This window comes from Streptococcus oralis SK304 (genome assembly GCF_000287715.1).
GTDB lineage: Bacteria > Bacillota > Bacilli > Lactobacillales > Streptococcaceae > Streptococcus > Streptococcus oralis_Y.
Map to the genome: position 1 here is coordinate 24,883 of NZ_ALJN01000016.1, position 18,235 is coordinate 43,117.

The window sequence follows — 18,235 nt, forward strand, 5'->3', positions numbered from 1 at the left end:
GACCATGGCGAATGTATTTGATTACATTAATGATTTTTTCGCAGGGGGAGAGGAAGCTCTAAGAAATATAGAAAAAGAGCTGGAACGATCATTTATAAAAAACATCTTGGCTCCAGCAAAAAAAGCTCGTATTTCCACTATAGAAAAAGATACAGAAAAATATATGAAGATTTCTCTATTAAGTGCTCAAGAAAGTTTGAAAGAAGTTTCGAAAAACATTGATAGTTCGATGAAGGGAGAATTTTCTACAAAAGTAGTTGAAACTATAGAAACGAAAAGTAAAGAATATCCAAAAGCTTTAAATGGTACAAAGTAGACTTTTGCTTTTTAAAGTAAAACTCCAGTAAGTTGCTTTTTATAGCAGATGAACTATAAAACCACGGATTGTTCAATCCGTGGTTCTTTTCTTATAAACTTGTTGAGTGTTTTGGTTGCACTTTTTGGTCAGGGTCGATGTAATTGATGGCATTGTTAATAGCAGTTGGAGCTTCACCCAGTCCTGTAGCGATTAAATCAATCTTACCTTCATAGTAGCAGCAGTCCCCAATGGCATAGATACCCTCTTGGCTGGATTCTTGCTTGCTGTTGACGATAATCTTGTGACGGTTGAGGTCTAGACCCCAATTTTTAAGATTGCCGACAGATGATTTAAAACCATAGTTGACAAAGAGATGGTCTACTTCGATAGTTTCGGCTTCATCTGATTTGACTTTGCTGATTTCTAGTTTGTCGAGTGTTTTTCCATCTCCGATAAGTTGGCTAGGAACGAACGGTGTCTTGATGGTTACAGATGATTCTTGCAGGGCTTGCACACTATGTTCCAAGGCGCGGAAATTATCTCTGCGGTGAACGAGAGTAGTTGGGGCAATCTTTTCAAAAGCTAGAGCCCAGTCCACAGCTGAGTCTCCCCCACCAAGGATGGTTACTTTCTTGCCAGCGTATTGTTGGATATTGGAAACGTGGTAGTGGATATTTTCATAGTCTTCAACGTTTTCCAATTCGAGCGGACGTGGTTTGAAGGCACCACCACCCATGGCAATGATAACTGTTTTAGTCAGGTGGCTACCTTTGTTGGTTGTGATGGTAAATCCTTGATCTTGTTTCTCAATTTCAAGAACGGTTTCGTTGAGGTGAACAGGTGTTTCAAATCCGTTTAGCTGTTCAATCAAGCGATTGGTCAACTCTTCTCCGGTTAAGTTTGGAAAACCTGGCACATCAAGGATTTGCTTTTCAGGGTAGAGGATGGCTGGTTGACCACCGAGCTGGGGAAGAGAGTCGATGATTTGGACTTTGGCTTGGCGTAGGTGGGCGTAAAAGGCAGCAAAGAGCCCGACAGGACCGCCACCTACAATGGTAATATCATAGAGTTGAGACATGATTTCTCCTTTGTTTTTTCTAGTCAGTTTATTTTATCATATTTTTGCTTAATTTAAAATGAGGTAGGACAGGGAAAAAATGGGCAAAAAATGGTATAATGATAAGTAAAGTGTTTTGACAGGGAGGAGGCCAAGGATGAATTTTCAACAATTATCCAATTTACAATACTGGACGAGTTTGTTTTCAAGTCCTTGGAGTATAGTCACCAATCTGATTGATATTCTCATTGTGACTTATATTTTATATCATTTTACTAAAGCTATTGCAGGCACCAAGATTATGATATTGGTCCGTGGAGTCTTAGTTTTTATTCTAGCCCAGATTCTTTCCAATATGATTGGTTTAACGACTATTTCCTGGTTGATCAATCAGATCATCACCTACGGGGTGATTGCAGCGGTGGTTATCTTTTCACCAGAGATTCGAACTGGTTTGGAGCGATTGGGCCGGGCTACTGATTTCTTCTCCAATGCCCCAGTCAGTGCGGAAGAGCAAATGGTTCGTGCATTTGTGAAATCAGTTGAATACATGAGTCCTCGTAAGATTGGGGCGCTTGTAGTAGTTCAGAGAGTGAGAACCTTGCAGGAATACATCTCGACAGGGATCCCTTTAGATGCTAAAATTTCGGCTGAATTGCTTATCAATATTTTCATTCCCAATACTCCCTTGCATGATGGTGCTGTCATTATCAAGGAAGACCGGATTGCCGTAACTTCAGCCTATCTACCCCTGACTGAAGATACTGGGATTTCCAAGGAGTTTGGAACGCGTCACAGGGCGGCGATTGGTTTGTCGGAAGTATCAGATGCTCTTACCTTTGTGGTTTCGGAGGAAACAGGCGGAATCTCCATCACCTATAATGGAGTCTTTAAGCATGATTTGACCTTGGAAGAGTTTGAAGCTGAATTGAGAAGAATCTTACTTCCAACATCAGAGAAAAAGCAAGGTCTGAAAGAGCGCTTGCTAGGAGGATTGAAACATGAGAAAAAATAGTCTATACATCATTTCTTCCTTCTTTTTCGCCTGCATTCTCTTTATCTATGCAACATTGACAAACTATCAGAATAGCAACAGTGCCAGACAGGTGCGGACGGAGACTTATACAAACACAGTTCTTAATGTCCCAATTGATATTCAGTATGACAGCGATCAGTATTTTATCAGTGGTTTTACATCTGAGGTGACGGTCTTTCTAACAGGGTCAAACAGAGTTGCTTTGGCGAGTGAGATGCAGGAAAGTACCCGCAAATTTAAGGTGACGGCTGATCTTTCTGATGCCAGTGTAGGAACCATCGAAGTTCCTCTAACCATTGAAAATTTACCGAGTGGGTTGACGGCTGTTGCAACTCCGCAAAAGATAACAGTCAAGGTCGGTAAAAAAGCAAAACGAGACAATGTCATTGTTGTGCCGGAGATTGACCCTAGTCAGATTGATTCTCGCGTGAAAATCGATACAGTTACTGTATCAGATGAAAAAGTAACGGTTATTAGTGATGAGGAAACCCTCTCCAAAGTAGATCGTGTCATTGCCATCTTACCGACGAGTGAACGGATAACTAGAAACTACTCGTCCTCTGTTCCTCTACAAGCAGTCGATAAAAATGGAAATGTCTTACCAAGCGTCATTATGCCGTTTGACACAACTATGAAAATTACAACAAAAACAGCAACGTCTAGTTCAAGTAACTCGTCAACAAGTTCCTCAGAAGGCAGTTCGTCTTCAACGAGTTCAGAAACAAAATCAGATTCGTCTAAACAATAATAAATAATAGAAAAGGATGATAAATAAAATGGGTAAATATTTTGGGACCGATGGAGTCCGTGGAGAAGCAAACGTAGAACTGACACCAGAATTGGCCTTTAAACTGGGACGTTTTGGTGGATATGTTCTTAGCCAACACGAAACAGAAGCCCCTAAAGTCTTTGTAGGACGTGATACACGTATCTCAGGAGAAATGTTAGAATCAGCCTTGGTGGCAGGTCTTCTCTCTGTAGGGATTCACGTCTACAAACTTGGTGTCCTTGCAACACCAGCAGTAGCTTACTTAGTCAAAACCGAGGGAGCCAGTGCAGGTGTCATGATTTCCGCTAGCCACAACCCAGCCCTTGATAATGGAATTAAGTTCTTTGGTGGGGATGGTTTCAAACTTGATGATGAAAAAGAAGCTGAAATCGAAGCCCTGCTAGATGCTACCGAAGATACTCTTCCTCGTCCAAGTGCAGAAGGTTTAGGAACCTTGGTGGACTATCCAGAAGGTTTGCGTAAGTATGAAGGCTACCTTGTTTCAACTGGAACGCCTCTTGAGGGAATGAAAGTGACTTTGGACACAGCGAACGGTGCAGCGTCTACAAGTGCTCGCCAGATTTTCGCTGATCTTGGTGCTCAGTTGACAGTTATCGGTGAGACACCAGATGGTCTTAATATCAACTTGAATGTTGGTTCAACTCACCCAGAAGCTCTTCAAGAAGTAGTCAAAGAAAGCCAATCAGCTATCGGTTTGGCTTTTGACGGAGACAGTGACCGTTTGATTGCTGTTGATGAAAATGGCGACATTGTTGATGGTGATAAGATCATGTACATCATCGGGAAATACCTTTCTGAAAAAGGCCAGTTAGCTCAAAACACCATCGTGACAACCGTTATGTCTAATCTCGGCTTCCACAAGGCTTTGGACCGTGAAGGTATCAACAAGGTTGTCACTGCAGTTGGTGACCGCTATGTCGTCGAAGAAATGAGAAAATCAGGCTATAACCTTGGTGGTGAACAGTCTGGTCACGTTATCTTGATGGATTACAATACGACAGGTGATGGACAGTTAACTGCCGTTCAATTAACAAAAGTTATACGGGAAACCGGTAAAACCTTGTCTCAACTAGCATCAGAAGTGACGATTTACCCACAAAAACTGGTCAATATCCGAGTGGAAAATTCCATGAAAGAAAAGGCCATGGAAGTACCAGCCATCAAGACAATCATCGAAAAGATGGAAGAAGAGATGGCAGGGAACGGCCGTATCCTTGTCCGCCCAAGTGGTACCGAACCTCTCTTGCGAGTTATGGCAGAGGCACCTACAATAGAAGAAGTCAATTACTATGTAGATACGATTGCTACTGTTGTTAAAGATGAGATCGGTATTGACTAAAGCCTAGAAAACTAGATGAAATGATAAAAATGTGGTACAATTGCATAGTAAATTGTAGCAATGGGAGAGAGAAATGAATCTTAAACGAGAACAAGAATTTGTTAGCCAGTATCACTTTGATGCTCGTAACTTTGAATGGGAAAATGAAAATGGGGCTCCTGAAACTAAGGTAGACGTGAATTTCCAGTTGCTCCAATACGACCAAGAAAACCAAGTAACCTCGCTAGTTGTTATCTTGAGCTTTATGATTGTCTTTGACAAATTTGTTATCAGTGGAACGATTTCTCAAGTTAACCATGTGGAAGGTCGTATTGTTAACGAACCAAGTGAATTTAACCAAGAAGAAGTTGAAACCTTGGCACGTCCATGCTTGAACATGCTCAACCGTTTGACGTATGAAGTAACAGAAATCGCCTTGGATCTTCCAGGGATCAATTTGGAGTTTTAGTCATGAAATTAGCTGTCATTACAGATTCTTCAGCCTATTTAGAGGAGAAGACGCTGCAAAGAGAGAATCTATTTATCTTGGATATTCCTGTCAATATTGATGGGGAGGAGTATGTTGAAGGTGTCAATCTGACTGCTGAGGAATTTTATCAAAAAATGGCTCAGTCTGCAGAATTGCCTAAAACCAGTCAACCAAGTATTGCCAAATTGGATGAGATTCTAAGTTCCTTGAAAGAAGAGGGCTATAGCCATGTCTTGGGACTCTTTCTTTCGTCAGGGATTTCAGGTTTTTATCAGAATATCCAATATATGTTAGACGAGTATGAAGGTTTGACCATTGCCTTTCCTGATACCCATATCACAAGCTCCCCTCTAGGATTTATGGTAGAGAGTGCCTTTGAATGGGCAGAACAGGGCGATGATTTTGCTCAGATTCAGGAGAAATTAGCTCTTCAAATTGCTGATAATTCAGCCTTTATCATAGTAGATGACCTCGACCACTTGGTTAAGGGGGGACGTCTGTCAAATGGGGCAGCCATCCTAGGGAATCTCCTTAGTATCAAGCCTATTCTTTACTTCAATGACCAGGGTGTGATTGAAGTTTACGAAAAAGTTCGTACAGAAAAGAAGGCAATCAAACGTTTGGTGGAAATCATCAAAGAGTTGACAAAAGATGGGAATTACCGTATCACAGTCATACATGGCAATGCTCCTCAAAAGGCAGCGGACTTACGTCAGCTTTTGATGGAGAGTGGTGTGACTTCTGAGATTCCAATTGCAACCTTTGGTAGTGTCATTGGAACCCACCTTGGAGAAGGTAGTATCGCATTGAGCTATACACCAATCGTCTAGATTGTTCTTACAAGCTTTATATCTTAGTAATTGAACACGGACTATTGCCTCTTGAAAAAGATGCCTGTCTTGCCTTTCGTGGAAAGTCAGCGTCATTCCCCATTTTTCATGGGCAACTAACGCCCTTTGTATCTTGATAATTGAACATGCCTAGAACCCTGTGTGAAAAAGATAGTTCTTCCAAGGAGTAGACACTCCTTGATCAGAACTCCTATTTTCACTTTATGTTCTTACAGGTTTTGTATCTTAGACAGGAGTAGAGATGAGTATTCGAGTAATTATTGCCGGGTTTAAGGGAAAGATGGGCCAAGCTGCTTGTCAGATGGTCTTGGCTGATCCAGATCTGGACCTAGTAGCGGTTTTGGATCCGTTTGAGTCTGCGTCAGAGTGGCAGGGAATTCCTGTCTTCAATGATAAGGTTGACTTGGCTGGTTTTGAAGCAGATGTCTGGGTAGATTTTACTACACCAGCCGTTGCTTACGAAAATACACGCTTTGCTCTTGAAAATGGCTTTGCTCCAGTCGTAGGAACAACAGGATTCACCAGTGAAGAAATTGCAGAACTCAAAGCATTTTCCCGTGAACAAGATTTGGGTGGCTTGATTGCCCCTAACTTTGCCTTGGGAGCTGTCTTGCTGATGCAATTTGTAGCGCAGGCTGCCAAATATTTCCCAAATGTGGAGATTATCGAGCTCCATCATGACAAGAAAAAGGATGCTCCGAGTGGAACAGCTATCAAAACTGCCGAGTTAATGGCGGAAGTTCGAGAGTCTATTCAGCAAGGTGCGCCTGATGAGGAAGAATTGATTGCAGGTGCTCGTGGTGCTAACTTTGATGGCATGCGCATACACTCAGTCCGTCTACCAGGCTTGGTAGCCCATCAGGAAGTCATCTTTGGCAATCAGGGGGAAGGATTGACCCTTCGTCATGACTCCTATGATCGCAGCTCCTTCATGACAGGGGTCAATTTGGGAATCAAAGAAGTTGTCAAGCGTCATGAGCTTGTCTATGGATTAGAACACTTATTATGAGATTAACGCAAATGCCTTCTGAATTTCAGAAGGCTTTACCAGTATTAGAAAAAATTAAAGAAGCAGGTTTTGAGGCCTATTTTGTTGGGGGTTCTGTTCGAGATGCCCTTCTCAATCGCCCTATCCATGATGTGGATATTGCGACATCTTCTTATCCAGAAGAAACCAAGCAGATTTTTCCGCGAACAGCCGATATCGGAATCGAGCACGGAACGGTCTTGGTCCTAGATGGGGACGAGGAGTATGAGGTAACAACCTTTCGAACAGAGGATGTCTATGTGGACTATCGTAGACCCAGTGCGGTTTCCTTTGTGCGTTCGCTAGAAGAGGACCTCAAGCGTCGTGATTTTACAGTTAATGCTTTTGCCTTGGATGAAACAGGCGAAATCATTGATTTGTTCCATGGTTTAGAAGATTTGAAAAACCAAGTCTTGCGAGCAGTTGGAGTGGCTAGTGAACGTTTCAATGAAGATGCTCTACGTATTATGCGTGGTTTCCGTTTTCAGGCCAGTCTTGGTTTTAAACTTGAGCCAGAAACTTTTGTGGCGATGAAGACTTTGACACCACTCTTGGAGAAAATTTCTGTGGAGCGAACCTTCGTTGAGTTTGATAAACTCTTGCTTGCACCTTTCTGGCGTGTTGGCTTGTCTTCCATGATTGAGAGTCAAGCTTATGACTATCTTCCAGATATGGGAGGAAGCCAAGACAGGCTCAACAGACTGTTTGTTTTGGAGACTGATTTCACTTTTGAATCTTCTGAACAAGCCTGGGCAGCTCTGTTGTGGGCTTTGGAGATTAAAGATGCACAGCCATTTTTGAAAGCTTGGAAAACCTCACGCCAGTTTGCCAATCAAGTACAGGATTTGCTGACTATTTTGGCTTTGCGAGAAGAAGGAGAGCTGAGCAAGCGCGATTGTTACCGCTTTGACTTGGATTCCCTTCTACAAGCTGAAAGTCTTCGTCAGGCTCAAGGGAAAGAAGTCAACCCACAAGCCATCAAAGAAACTTACCATAGTTTGACCATTCATGATAAGAAAGAGATGCAAATCAACGGTGGTATTCTGATCAAAGAATATGGCTATCAGCCAGGTCCAGACTTGGGAGAAATTTTAACAGAGATTGAGTATGCCATTGTCGATGGAGAGTTGGAAAATGATCGTCAAGCCATCCATGCTTACCTGAGGGAGAAAGAATGAGTGATTTTATCGTTGAAAAACTAAGCAAATCCGTCGGAGACAAGACCGTTTTTAAGGATATTTCCTTTATTATCCATGATTTGGATAGAATTGGTCTGATTGGTGTTAATGGAACGGGTAAGACAACCCTTTTGGACGTCCTTTCTGGCACTTCTGGCTTTGATGGGGACGTTAGCCCCTTTTCAGCTAAGAATGATTATAAGATTGGTTACTTGACCCAGAATCCAGACTTTGATGATAGCCAGACGGTCTTGGATACGGTTCTTTCCAGCGACTTCAAGGAAATTCAGCTGATTCGTGAGTATGAGTTGATCATGCTCAACTACAGCGAGGACAAGCAGGCTCGTTTGGAACGGGTCATGGCAGAGATGGACTCTCTCCAAGCTTGGGAAATCGAGAGTCAGGTCAAGACGGTTCTCAGCAAGTTGGGTATTCAGGACTTGTCGACTCCAGTTGGTGAATTGTCAGGTGGTCTGAGAAGACGGGTTCAGTTGGCGCAAGTTCTTCTTGGAGACCACGATCTCTTGCTACTGGATGAGCCAACCAACCACTTAGATATTGCGACTATTGAGTGGCTGACCCTCTTTTTGAAAAATTCCAAGAAGACCGTTCTCTTTATCACACATGATCGCTATTTCCTAGATGCACTGTCAACGCGGATTTTCGAGTTGGGCCAAGCTAGTTTGACGGAATATCAGGGAAATTATCAGGACTATGTTCGCCTCAAAGCAGAGCAGGATGAGCGTGACGCAGCTATGCTCCACAAAAAAGAACAACTCTATAAGCAAGAATTAGCCTGGATGCGCAGACAACCGCAAGCGCGTGCGACCAAGCAGCAGGCTCGTATCAATCGTTTCCATGACTTGAAAAAAGAAGTTTCAGGCGGCGTTGCTGAGGCAGACTTGACCATGAACTTTGAAACCAGTCGGATTGGGAAAAAAGTTATCGAGTTTCAGAATGTTTCCTTCGCCTATGAGAACAAGCCTATTTTGCAAGATTTTAACCTTTTGGTGCAAGCTAAAGACCGTATCGGTATCGTTGGGGACAACGGTGTTGGGAAGTCAACCCTGCTTAACCTCATCGCAGGAAGTCTTGAGCCGACAGCAGGGCAAGTTGTGAGAGGGGAAACCATTCGTATCGCCTATTTCTCTCAACAAATTGATGGCCTGGATGAAAGCAAGCGCGTTATCAATTACCTGCAGGAAGTGGCAGAGGAGGTTAAGACTAGTGGTGGTTCCACGACTTCCATCGCTGAGTTGCTGGAGCAGTTCCTCTTTCCGCGTTCGACGCATGGAACCTTGATTGAGAAATTGTCTGGTGGCGAGAAAAAACGCCTCTATCTTCTCAAATTGCTCTTGGAAAAACCAAATGTTCTTCTATTGGATGAGCCGACAAATGACTTGGACATTGCAACTTTGACAGTTTTGGAGAATTTCTTGCAGAGCTTTGCAGGCCCTGTCTTGACAGTTAGCCACGACCGTTATTTCCTGGATAAGGTAGCGACTAAGATTCTCGCCTTTGAGGATGGCAAGATTCGTCCCTTCTTTGGTCATTACACTGACTACCTTGATGAAAAAGCCTTTGAAACAGAGATGGTCAATCAAGTTCAAAAGGCTGAAAAGGAAAAAGTAGTCAAAGTCCGTGAAGACAAGAAACGCATGACCTACCAAGAAAAGCAGGAGTGGGCAAGCATTGAAGGGGATATTGAAGCCTTGGAAAATCGTATCGCTGCTATTGAAGAAGAGATGCAGGCAAATGGCTCTGACTTTGGCAAACTGGCGACGCTTCAGAAAGAGCTAGACGAGAAAAACGAAGAACTCCTTGAAAAATACGAACGCTATGAATACCTAAGTGACTTTGATAGTTAGGTGAATAGAAAAATCCTGTTATTACGACAGGATTTTTCTATTCTTCTTTTTTAGTCTCTTGATGAAAGATATTTTGCCAAGTCTCATGGCGACGCCAGATACTGGTGTGGACGATGCCATCTAGCTTATAGCAAATGAGCTTGGTTTTCTGACTAATGGAGGTAATCTGAATGTCCTTAATTGCAGCTTTAAGTTCTTTTTCAGCCTTATAGGCCTCTTTATCCATCTGCTCTCCATCTTGACGGATATAGATAAAGTCCTCAGCAAGGAGTTCTTCTAGTTGGTTTCCTTGGTCAATCAATTGCTCGCGCATGAGTAGTTTTTTGTAGACATTGTCTAAAATTTCATCTTCAGGTATAGGAGCAGGTTCGATATGGACATCGGTGTCAAATACTCCAAAACGCTCTTCTAGCATGGATTCGACCTGGTCTGCAATTTCGTGACTTTCATAGACTGATAAATCAGGATTCATCTCCAGCGTGATATCAAGGTAGATATTGCTACCATAGGTACGCCCTCTTTGGGACTTGACCTTACTAATCTTTGGAATTTCCATTATGGCCTTTTGGTAGTCTTCTAGTAGCTGATCATCAAAACCATCTGAAAGACTGAAGGACGATTCGATAAAGATATCATAGGCTGTCTTTAAGATAAAGAAAGTGATGATGATAGCGACTAATTTATCCACAATCGGATAATTAAAACTGCTGGCTAGGATAGCAATGGAAGTACCAAGCGAGGTGACTGCATCGGAAAGATTATCTTTAGCTGCTGCCTTTAGAGCTTTGGATTTGGATTTCTTACTGAGGCGTGTGTTATAGAGATAAACGACAAACATAACCGCTGCAGAAATGATTCCTAGAAATGCTCCCAGAGGATCGATAATCGTTTGTTCCCGACTGAGAATTTTCTGAATGGTATCCCGAAGCACATCAAAGCCAACGTAGAACATGATGATGGAAGTGATCAAACTAGCTAAATCTTCAATCTTCCAGTGTCCAAAGCGGTGGTCACGGTCTGCAGGCTGGCGAGCCATCCGAATGCCAATCAGAAGAGCAACATTTCCGATAATATCGGATACGTTATTGAAACCATCCGCTACCAAACTGGATGAATGAAGTAGATGACCAGTTGCTAATTTTGCCGCAGACAAGAATAAGTAGGTCGAGATACTGATAATGGCACCACGCTCAGCTAACTTGAGATTTGAGATTGATTGTTTCATCAAACTTCCTTTTCAGTATAAGTAATATTCTTTCATTATACTGGTTTTTGCGGGAAAATTCAAATTTAGTCCACCTTCATCGAATTTTAATGATTGAAAACTTTTCAAATTTTGATATAATAGTACTACTCAAGGGAGTAGCTGGCAGAAACCTGTGATAGTGTCGTCATTCCGAATTGTGTACTGCAAAGTATACCTTCCGGCCCTATCTTAAACAGCGAGACTTGTTATGATTAACAAGTCTCTTTTTGTTTGTCATAAAACAAAAAGAGAACTTGTTTTGCACACAATGTCAAGGAGGAGACGCATGTCAAAAGAACAAAAACGCCAAGCGTTTTATACTCAAAGTCCTGAAGAGGTCTTGAAGTCAGTTGAAGCAACTGAGCAAGGCCTTTCGTCAAGCGAAGTGCAAAAACGCCTAGCTGAATATGGACGCAATGAACTGGAAGAGGGTGAGAAAAAATCTCTCTTGGTTAAATTCATTGAACAGTTTAAGGATTTGATGATTATCATCCTAATTGCTGCAGCTATCTTATCAGTCATAACTTCTGGTGGGGAAGATATCGCAGATGCCATCATTATCCTAGCCGTGGTTATCATCAACGCTGCCTTTGGTGTTTACCAAGAAGGAAAAGCAGAAGAAGCTATCAAGGCCCTCAAGTCTATGTCCAGTCCAGCTGCTCGCGTTATTCGTGATGGGCACATGGCAGAGATTGATTCCAAAGAATTGGTGCCAGGAGATATCGTTGCCCTTGAAGCTGGCGATGTAGTACCAGCAGACCTACGTTTGCTAGAAGCCAATTCTCTTAAAATTGAAGAAGCAGCTCTAACAGGTGAGTCTGTGCCAGTTGAAAAAGATTTGACCGTAGAACTCGCTGCAGATGCTGGTATTGGTGACCGTGTCAACATGGCCTTCCAAAACTCAAACGTGACTTATGGTCGTGGTCTTGGTGTTGTTGTCAATACAGGTATGTATACTGAAGTAGGTCATATCGCTGGCATGCTCCAAGATGCTGATGAGACGGATACACCTCTTAAACAAAACTTGAACAACCTTTCTAAGGTCTTGACCTATGCAATTTTGGTCATTGCCCTTGTTACTTTTGTAGTGGGAGTCTTCATCCAAGGCAAAGATCCACTTGGTGAGTTGATGACCTCTGTTGCGCTTGCTGTTGCAGCCATCCCAGAAGGACTTCCTGCTATCGTGACCATTGTTCTTGCCCTTGGTACTCAAGTTTTGGCAAAACGAAACTCTATCGTTCGTAAGTTGCCAGCAGTTGAAACGCTTGGTTCGACTGAGATCATCGCTTCTGATAAGACTGGTACGCTTACTATGAACAAGATGACAGTCGAAAAAGTCTTCTACGATGCAGTCCTACATGATTCTGCTGATGACATTGAACTTGGCTTGGACATGCCACTACTTCGTTCAGTTGTATTGGCTAATGATACCAAGATTGATGCTGAGGGAAACCTGATTGGTGACCCAACCGAAACAGCCTTCATCCAGTATGCCTTGGACAAGGGCTATGATGTTAAAGGATTTTTAGAGAAATATCCTCGTGTAGCTGAATTGCCGTTTGACTCAGATCGTAAACTCATGTCAACGGTTCATCCATTGCCAGATGGTAAATTCCTCGTAGCAGTCAAAGGGGCTCCAGATCAACTTTTGAAACGTTGTGTTGCTCGTGATAAAGCTGGTGATGTCGCTCCGATCGATGAGAAAGTCACTGAATTAATCCATACAAACAACTCTGACATGGCTCACCAAGCTTTGCGTGTCCTTGCAGGTGCTTATAAGATTGTAGACAGCATTCCAGAAAACCTCATTTCTGAAGAGCTTGAAAACAACTTGATCTTTACTGGTTTGATTGGGATGATTGACCCTGAACGTGCCGAAGCAGCAGAAGCCGTTCGTGTGGCTAAAGAAGCAGGAATCCGTCCAATCATGATCACTGGTGACCACCAAGACACAGCGGAAGCCATTGCCAAACGTCTGGGAATCATTGATGAAAAAGATACGGCGGACCATGTTCTGACAGGTGCGGAATTGAACGAACTTTCTGATGAAGAATTTGAAAAAGTCGTTGGTCAATACTCTGTTTACGCGCGTGTATCTCCAGAACACAAGGTTCGTATCGTGAAAGCTTGGCAAAATCAAGGTAAGGTCGTTGCCATGACAGGTGATGGTGTTAATGATGCGCCAGCTCTGAAAACAGCTGATATCGGTATCGGTATGGGAATCACTGGTACAGAGGTTTCTAAGGGGGCTTCTGATATGATTCTTGCAGATGATAACTTTGCGACTATTATCGTCGCAGTTGAAGAAGGACGTAAGGTCTTCTCAAACATTCAAAAGACTATTCAGTACCTTCTTTCTGCCAATACGGCTGAAGTATTAACCATCTTCCTGTCAACCTTGTTTGGTTGGGATGTCCTACAGCCAGTTCATCTCTTGTGGATTAACCTGGTAACGGATACCTTCCCAGCTATCGCTCTTGGCGTTGAGCCAGCTGAGCCAGGTGTTATGACCCACAAACCACGTGGACGCAAGTCAAGCTTCTTCTCAGGTGGGGTCATGAGTTCCATTATCTATCAAGGTCTCCTTCAAGGCGCCCTTGTTCTGTCCGTTTATGGTCTTGCCCTTCTTTACCCAGTTCATGTGGGTGACAATCAAGCTATCCACGCTGATGCTCTTACTATGGCCTTTGCAACACTTGGTTTGATCCAGCTCTTCCATGCCTACAATGTAAAATCTGTTTACCAGTCTATTTTGACTGTTGGTCCATTTAAATCTAAAACTTTCAACTGGTCAATCTTGGTTTCATTTATTTTACTAGCATCAACTATTGTTATCGACCCATTAGAAAGCATCTTCCACGTAACCAAACTAGACTTATCACAATGGGGAATCGTTATGGGCGGAAGCTTCTCAATGATACTTATTGTCGAAATCGTTAAGTTTGTTCAACGCAAGCTTGGTTTTGATAAGAACGCGATTTAAAAAGAAAGTCATCTTCGGATGGCTTTTTTTGCATTTGAGGAGAATAGTTAGGAGTTATCCACTTTTATGCTATAATAAAGTAAAATGGCAAGGAGCGAAAGAAATGGAAAAGAAAATTGTCCGAGATGTCTTATTCCTGTCGCAAGTTTCGAAAGCTGCAAGTCAGGAAGACCTTTATCTGGTTAGAGATTTACAGGATACCCTGCTAGCCAATCGCGAGACCTGTGTTGGTCTGGCGGCAAATATGATTGGGGTGCAGAAGCGCGTGATTATCTTTAATCTTGGCTTGGTTCCCATAGTTATGTTTAACCCCATTCTCCTTTCCTCTGAAGATCCTTACGAGACAGAGGAAGGTTGTTTGTCTTTGACTGGGGTACGGTCAACGACTCGCTATGAAACGATTACGGTTTCCTATCGCGATAGCAAGTGGCAGGAACAGACCATTACGCTGACAGGTTTTCCAGCTCAGATCTGCCAACATGAACTGGATCATTTGGAAGGACGAATTATTTAGGAGGAACTCAGATGAAACGCATACTCTTTGAACTTGTTTTTATCGCAACGACCTGGTATATCTTTTTACCACCACTTAATCTTACGAGTTGGGAATTTATCTTTTTCCTATGCGGACATTTGGTGGTGATGGGAATTTTGTTTAGCTTCCGCAAGGATACCAATCTTCTCAAGACAGTTCACCTACGTCATGGCAAGGTTGCCAACGAACTCAATCTAGAAGGGATTCATTTTAATAGACTAGGTGGAGGATTGTTGCTGGCCGCGGGACTCATCTTTGCCCTTGCTGGTCTGGTAAGCCTAGTAACTTCTAGCTTTTTCCAAGCAAAAAATTATGCTAATGTGGTGTCCATCACAGAAAAAGACTTTAAAGATTTTCCTAAGAGTGATACCAGTAAGGTTCCAATCCTAGATCGGAGCACTGCAGAAAAGATTGGTGACCGTTACCTGGGGTCTCTGACGGATAAGGTCTCCCAGTACGTAGCAGCAGATACTTATACCCAGCTGACAGTTGATGGCAAGCCCTATCGGGTGACACCTTTGGAATATGCCGACCCGATTAAATGGTTTAATAATCAGTCCAAGGGGATTGGCGAGTATATCAAGGTTGATATGGTGACAGGAAATGCGGAATTGGTAGATTTAAAAACACCGATGAAGTATTCAGACTCCGAGTATTTTAACCGAGACGTCAAACGCCATCTTCGGATCAAGTATCCGACCAAGATTTTTAAAACGCCATCCTTTGAGGTGGATGATGAAGGCAATCCCTTCTATGTAGCAACCGTTTATCAAAAACAGTTTGGTCTAGGAGTGCCTCGTCCTTCATCTGTTATTATCTTAGACGCCACCAATGGAGAAACTAAGGAATACAGCTTGGATGAAGTGCCAGAATGGGTGGATCGTGTATATCCAGCCGAAGAAACCATCGAGCAAATCAACTACAACGGCAAATATAAAGATGGCTTCTGGAATGCCTTGATTTCTAAGAAAAATGTTACCCAAACGACAGAGGGCTATAACTATCTTTCTATCGGAAATGACATTTATCTCTACACGGGTGTGACTTCAGCAAATGCTGACGAAAGTAATCTAGGATTTATCCTTGAAAACATGCGCACTGGTGAAATCACCAAGTACAACCTAGCTTCAGCAACCGAAGAATCTGCCCGTGCTTCAGCTGAAGGAGCCGTTCAGGAGAAGGCCTACAAGGCTACCTTCCCTATCCTTGTTAATCTCAATGACAAACCACTCTATATCATGGGCTTGAAGGACAACGCAGGATTGGTCAAGGAGTATGCATTGGTCGATGCCGTGGAGTACCAAAACGTTATCGTAGCAACTACGGTAGATGAACTCCTCGGCAAATATGCCAATAAAAATGACCTAGAGCTGGATAATGAAACGGTAGAAAACATTAAAGGTATCGTCTCAGACCTTAAATCAGCTGTTATCAAGGGTGACACCGTCTACTTCTTTAAAGTTGACGGCAAGATATATAAGGTCAAGGCTTCAGTGTCAGACGACCTTCCTTACCTCGAAAATGGCCAATCCTTTGAAGGTCAAGTTGGAAAAGATAACTATCTCAAGACCTTTAAAGTCAAGTAAAAGAAACCTCGGTATTAACCGAGGTTTTTCAGATGAAATTCTTGGTCGTGATTGAAAAATATGCTACACTAACAATATGAAAATTTTAATCCCAACAGCCAAAGAAATGAACACAAACCTTCCTCTTGTCGAAGCGCTCCCTTTGAGGGAAGAAAGTCAGGCAGTCCTTGACTCACTGGCACACTACTCAGCTAGTGAATTAGAAAGTTTTTATAAGGTATCTGCCGAGAAAGCAGAAGAAGAGTACGCTCATATTCAAGCTCTAAAAGATCAGAGCGCTAAGAATTATCCAGCCTTGAAACTTTTTGATGGTCTCATGTATCGCCATATTAAACGAGATGAGTTGACCGAGGCTGAACAAACCTATCTTGAAGATCATGTTTTAATTACATCAGCTTTGTATGGCGTAGTTCCAGCCCTATCTCCAATAGCTCCTCACCGTTTGGACTTCTTGATGAAGTTAAAAGTCACTGGTAAGACTTTAAAGAGTCATTGGAAGTCAGCCTACGATGAGGCGCTAGAGGATGAGGACTTGATATTTTCTCTCTTGTCATCAGAGTTTGAAACAGTATTTTCTAAGGAAATCAGAGAAAAGATGGTGACCTTCAAATTTATGGAGGACAAGCGTGGTCAGTTGAAAATACACTCAACTATTTCAAAGAAAGCGCGTGGGGCCTTTTTGACAGCCTTGATAGAAGGGCAAGTCCAAACAGTCGAACAAGCTCGCAAGCTCCGCTTCGCAGGCTTTGACTACCGAACTGATTTATCAAGTGACTTAGAACTCGTCTTTGTGAAACAAGCATAAAACCAGCTCATTCGAGCTGGTTTTTGCTGGATTAGTTGATGGCTGCAAGAAGGTTGTCAGCTTGTTTTTCAAGTGATGAAGCAGTTGCTTCTTCTAACACCAATTTTCCGTCTGCCCAAGCAGAGTCATTAACACGTGCAGCAGTGAAATCACCAACCACTTGTGTACGGATAAATGGCAAGAGATCTTTGTAAATAGCGAAGAGTTGATCGTGACCTGCATTGGCTACAGATGATACTGTGACAGACTTGTCTTGGAGGGCAGAAGCGCTACGTGTATCAGACAAGTCAAGGGCACGAGAGAGCCAGTCCAGTAAGTTCTTCACGGTTCCAGGGATAGAGAAGTTGTAGACTGGAGAGAAGATCCAGATGGCATCTGCAGCAAGGACTGCTTCACGAGCAGCAGCTACAGCTGGATGAGTTGGAACTTCCAAATCTTGGCTGAAGAGAGGAACAGTTGAGTAATCAAGATAGCTGACTTCCGCTTTTCCGGCAAGTGCTTTTTCAGCTTCGAGGGCCATTTGGTGGTTGAAAGAACCTTGGCGAAGTGAACCGACGATAAATAGTACTTTTTTAGACATGATGTGTCTCCTTTAGTTTAAAATTCAAAGAGCGAACCCTTTTGTTACCATCTATGTTACAACAAGTGATACTAATTAGCAACAATTTTGCTCACAAATTTTTAAATTTTTTTAAAATGCGGATTAAGTCTTCCTTTTCTCCATCTTCCAAGATACTAAAAGCATCTACAACAGAGTTAATATGATCAGGAAGAACCTCTTCAATTTTTCTGCGGCCTGCAGGTGTTAATTTCAGGAAAAAGGAACGGCGATCCTTGGGATCACAGGTTCTAGAAATCCATCCATCTCGAACCATATTTCGAATAACAACAGTCATGTTTCCAGAAGTGGCCAACATTTTTTCAATCAAATCCTGAATGCGCAGTTCTCCCTTGCTATAGAGAGTTTCCAGAACAGAAAATTGAGTTGGTGTTAATCCGTGTTCTTTAGCTGCCTTGGCTTCATAGGGTTTAAAAGTTCGTATGGCCTTATTGAGGACGATAGCCGTTTTTAAGTCTAATTGATTATCGGAAATTTGCTCTTTTAAATACTGTTTCATAAGGATATTTTATCAATAATGAGAGAGAAAAACAAGAACTTATATTTTA

At 42.5% G+C, this 18,235-nt stretch carries 17 protein-coding genes; 13 read left to right on the forward strand and 4 right to left on the reverse strand.

Annotated features, from left to right (window positions below; translation table 11 throughout):
• Positions 1-4: 4 nt before the first annotated feature.
• Positions 5-316 carry a hypothetical protein gene (locus HMPREF1125_RS07040; protein ID WP_000024398.1) on the forward strand — a complete coding sequence of 104 codons (312 nt, stop codon included), beginning with the start codon at positions 5-7 and terminating at the stop codon, positions 314-316.
• A gap of 91 nt (positions 317-407) precedes the next feature.
• On the opposite strand, the gene HMPREF1125_RS07045 is transcribed toward HMPREF1125_RS07040, so the two are convergent.
• Complete coding sequence (locus HMPREF1125_RS07045) at positions 408-1,376, reverse strand: NAD(P)/FAD-dependent oxidoreductase (RefSeq protein ID WP_000081031.1); 969 nt, start codon at positions 1,374-1,376, stop codon at positions 408-410.
• Positions 1,377-1,512: 136 nt separating this feature from the next.
• Between HMPREF1125_RS07045 and cdaA the strand changes: the two genes are divergently transcribed.
• The 8 genes from cdaA (at position 1,513) to HMPREF1125_RS07090 (ending at position 9,913) form a co-directional block, all read left to right on the forward strand.
• Positions 1,513-2,370 (forward strand): diadenylate cyclase CdaA, encoded by an 858-nt coding sequence (gene cdaA / locus HMPREF1125_RS07055; protein ID WP_001011079.1) that lies wholly within the window; start codon positions 1,513-1,515, stop codon positions 2,368-2,370.
• Positions 2,357-3,139 (forward strand): YbbR-like domain-containing protein, encoded by a 783-nt coding sequence (locus HMPREF1125_RS07060; RefSeq protein ID WP_001230923.1) that lies wholly within the window; start codon positions 2,357-2,359, stop codon positions 3,137-3,139. Before cdaA ends, HMPREF1125_RS07060 begins: the two co-directional genes overlap by 14 nt.
• Before the next feature lie 28 nt (positions 3,140-3,167).
• Complete coding sequence (gene glmM, locus HMPREF1125_RS07065) at positions 3,168-4,520, forward strand: phosphoglucosamine mutase (protein WP_000521460.1); 1,353 nt, start codon at positions 3,168-3,170, stop codon at positions 4,518-4,520.
• A 73-nt stretch (positions 4,521-4,593) separates the two neighbouring features.
• Entirely contained in the window at positions 4,594-4,968 is a 375-nt protein-coding gene (locus tag HMPREF1125_RS07070) for a DUF1149 family protein (protein ID WP_001050095.1), read from the forward strand.
• Positions 4,969-4,970: 2 nt separating this feature from the next.
• Positions 4,971-5,819, forward strand: a complete 849-nt coding sequence (locus HMPREF1125_RS07075; RefSeq protein ID WP_000762157.1) for a DegV family protein — start codon at positions 4,971-4,973, stop codon at positions 5,817-5,819.
• A gap of 262 nt (positions 5,820-6,081) precedes the next feature.
• Positions 6,082-6,849: a 4-hydroxy-tetrahydrodipicolinate reductase gene (dapB, locus tag HMPREF1125_RS07080; RefSeq protein WP_000027864.1), complete on the forward strand. Its 768-nt coding sequence runs from the start codon at positions 6,082-6,084 to the stop codon at positions 6,847-6,849.
• Positions 6,846-8,045 carry a CCA tRNA nucleotidyltransferase gene (locus tag HMPREF1125_RS07085; RefSeq protein ID WP_080585603.1) on the forward strand — a complete coding sequence of 400 codons (1,200 nt, stop codon included), beginning with the start codon at positions 6,846-6,848 and terminating at the stop codon, positions 8,043-8,045. The genes dapB and HMPREF1125_RS07085 overlap by 4 nt, the downstream gene beginning before the upstream one ends.
• Positions 8,042-9,913, forward strand: a complete 1,872-nt coding sequence (locus tag HMPREF1125_RS07090) for an ABC-F family ATP-binding cassette domain-containing protein (protein WP_001279088.1) — start codon at positions 8,042-8,044, stop codon at positions 9,911-9,913. Before HMPREF1125_RS07085 ends, HMPREF1125_RS07090 begins: the two co-directional genes overlap by 4 nt.
• A 37-nt stretch (positions 9,914-9,950) precedes the next feature.
• Here the strand turns inward: HMPREF1125_RS07090 and mntE are convergent, their stop codons facing one another.
• Positions 9,951-11,138: a CDF family manganese efflux transporter MntE gene (gene mntE / locus HMPREF1125_RS07095; protein WP_000813905.1), complete on the reverse strand. Its 1,188-nt coding sequence runs from the start codon at positions 11,136-11,138 to the stop codon at positions 9,951-9,953.
• Positions 11,139-11,445: 307 nt separating this feature from the next.
• Between mntE and HMPREF1125_RS07100 the strand changes: the two genes are divergently transcribed.
• From HMPREF1125_RS07100 to yaaA, 4 genes are all read left to right on the forward strand, one after another.
• Complete coding sequence (locus HMPREF1125_RS07100) at positions 11,446-14,142, forward strand: cation-translocating P-type ATPase (protein WP_000032441.1); 2,697 nt, start codon at positions 11,446-11,448, stop codon at positions 14,140-14,142.
• 103 nt (positions 14,143-14,245) lie between these two features.
• On the forward strand, positions 14,246-14,656 hold the full coding sequence (locus tag HMPREF1125_RS07105) for a peptide deformylase (protein ID WP_000412248.1): 411 nt from the start codon (positions 14,246-14,248) through the stop codon (positions 14,654-14,656).
• Positions 14,657-14,667: 11 nt separating this feature from the next.
• Positions 14,668-16,263, forward strand: coding sequence for a hypothetical protein (locus HMPREF1125_RS07110; protein WP_000821465.1), 1,596 nt, complete (start codon positions 14,668-14,670; stop codon positions 16,261-16,263).
• 76 nt (positions 16,264-16,339) lie between these two features.
• On the forward strand, positions 16,340-17,068 hold the full coding sequence (gene yaaA / locus HMPREF1125_RS07115; protein WP_000697803.1) for a peroxide stress protein YaaA: 729 nt from the start codon (positions 16,340-16,342) through the stop codon (positions 17,066-17,068).
• 31 nt (positions 17,069-17,099) lie between these two features.
• Here the strand turns inward: yaaA and HMPREF1125_RS07120 are convergent, their stop codons facing one another.
• Positions 17,100-17,648: an NADPH-dependent FMN reductase gene (locus tag HMPREF1125_RS07120; protein ID WP_000039642.1), complete on the reverse strand. Its 549-nt coding sequence runs from the start codon at positions 17,646-17,648 to the stop codon at positions 17,100-17,102.
• A gap of 91 nt (positions 17,649-17,739) precedes the next feature.
• Positions 17,740-18,186 (reverse strand): MarR family winged helix-turn-helix transcriptional regulator, encoded by a 447-nt coding sequence (locus tag HMPREF1125_RS07125; protein ID WP_000816322.1) that lies wholly within the window; start codon positions 18,184-18,186, stop codon positions 17,740-17,742.
• Between the last annotated feature and the right edge of the window lie 49 nt (positions 18,187-18,235).

What these genes read in the sequence shown, in the direction of transcription:
- HMPREF1125_RS07105 (WP_000412248.1), top strand. Translation starts at nt 14,246, where the DNA reads ATGGAAAAGAAAATTGTCCGAGATGTCTTATTCCTGTCGCAAGTTTCG.
- HMPREF1125_RS07040 (WP_000024398.1), top strand. Translation starts at nt 5, where the DNA reads ATGGCGAATGTATTTGATTACATTAATGATTTTTTCGCAGGGGGAGAG.
- glmM (WP_000521460.1), top strand. Translation starts at nt 3,168, where the DNA reads ATGGGTAAATATTTTGGGACCGATGGAGTCCGTGGAGAAGCAAACGTA.
- HMPREF1125_RS07125 (WP_000816322.1), bottom strand. Translation starts at nt 18,186, where the DNA reads ATGAAACAGTATTTAAAAGAGCAAATTTCCGATAATCAATTAGACTTA.
- HMPREF1125_RS07120 (WP_000039642.1), bottom strand. Translation starts at nt 17,648, where the DNA reads ATGTCTAAAAAAGTACTATTTATCGTCGGTTCACTTCGCCAAGGTTCT.
- HMPREF1125_RS07100 (WP_000032441.1), top strand. Translation starts at nt 11,446, where the DNA reads ATGTCAAAAGAACAAAAACGCCAAGCGTTTTATACTCAAAGTCCTGAA.
- mntE (WP_000813905.1), bottom strand. Translation starts at nt 11,138, where the DNA reads ATGAAACAATCAATCTCAAATCTCAAGTTAGCTGAGCGTGGTGCCATT.
- HMPREF1125_RS07090 (WP_001279088.1), top strand. Translation starts at nt 8,042, where the DNA reads ATGAGTGATTTTATCGTTGAAAAACTAAGCAAATCCGTCGGAGACAAG.
- HMPREF1125_RS07085 (WP_080585603.1), top strand. Translation starts at nt 6,846, where the DNA reads ATGAGATTAACGCAAATGCCTTCTGAATTTCAGAAGGCTTTACCAGTA.
- HMPREF1125_RS07110 (WP_000821465.1), top strand. Translation starts at nt 14,668, where the DNA reads ATGAAACGCATACTCTTTGAACTTGTTTTTATCGCAACGACCTGGTAT.
- HMPREF1125_RS07060 (WP_001230923.1), top strand. Translation starts at nt 2,357, where the DNA reads ATGAGAAAAAATAGTCTATACATCATTTCTTCCTTCTTTTTCGCCTGC.
- HMPREF1125_RS07075 (WP_000762157.1), top strand. Translation starts at nt 4,971, where the DNA reads ATGAAATTAGCTGTCATTACAGATTCTTCAGCCTATTTAGAGGAGAAG.
- yaaA (WP_000697803.1), top strand. Translation starts at nt 16,340, where the DNA reads ATGAAAATTTTAATCCCAACAGCCAAAGAAATGAACACAAACCTTCCT.
- HMPREF1125_RS07070 (WP_001050095.1), top strand. Translation starts at nt 4,594, where the DNA reads ATGAATCTTAAACGAGAACAAGAATTTGTTAGCCAGTATCACTTTGAT.
- HMPREF1125_RS07045 (WP_000081031.1), bottom strand. Translation starts at nt 1,376, where the DNA reads ATGTCTCAACTCTATGATATTACCATTGTAGGTGGCGGTCCTGTCGGG.
- dapB (WP_000027864.1), top strand. Translation starts at nt 6,082, where the DNA reads ATGAGTATTCGAGTAATTATTGCCGGGTTTAAGGGAAAGATGGGCCAA.
- cdaA (WP_001011079.1), top strand. Translation starts at nt 1,513, where the DNA reads ATGAATTTTCAACAATTATCCAATTTACAATACTGGACGAGTTTGTTT.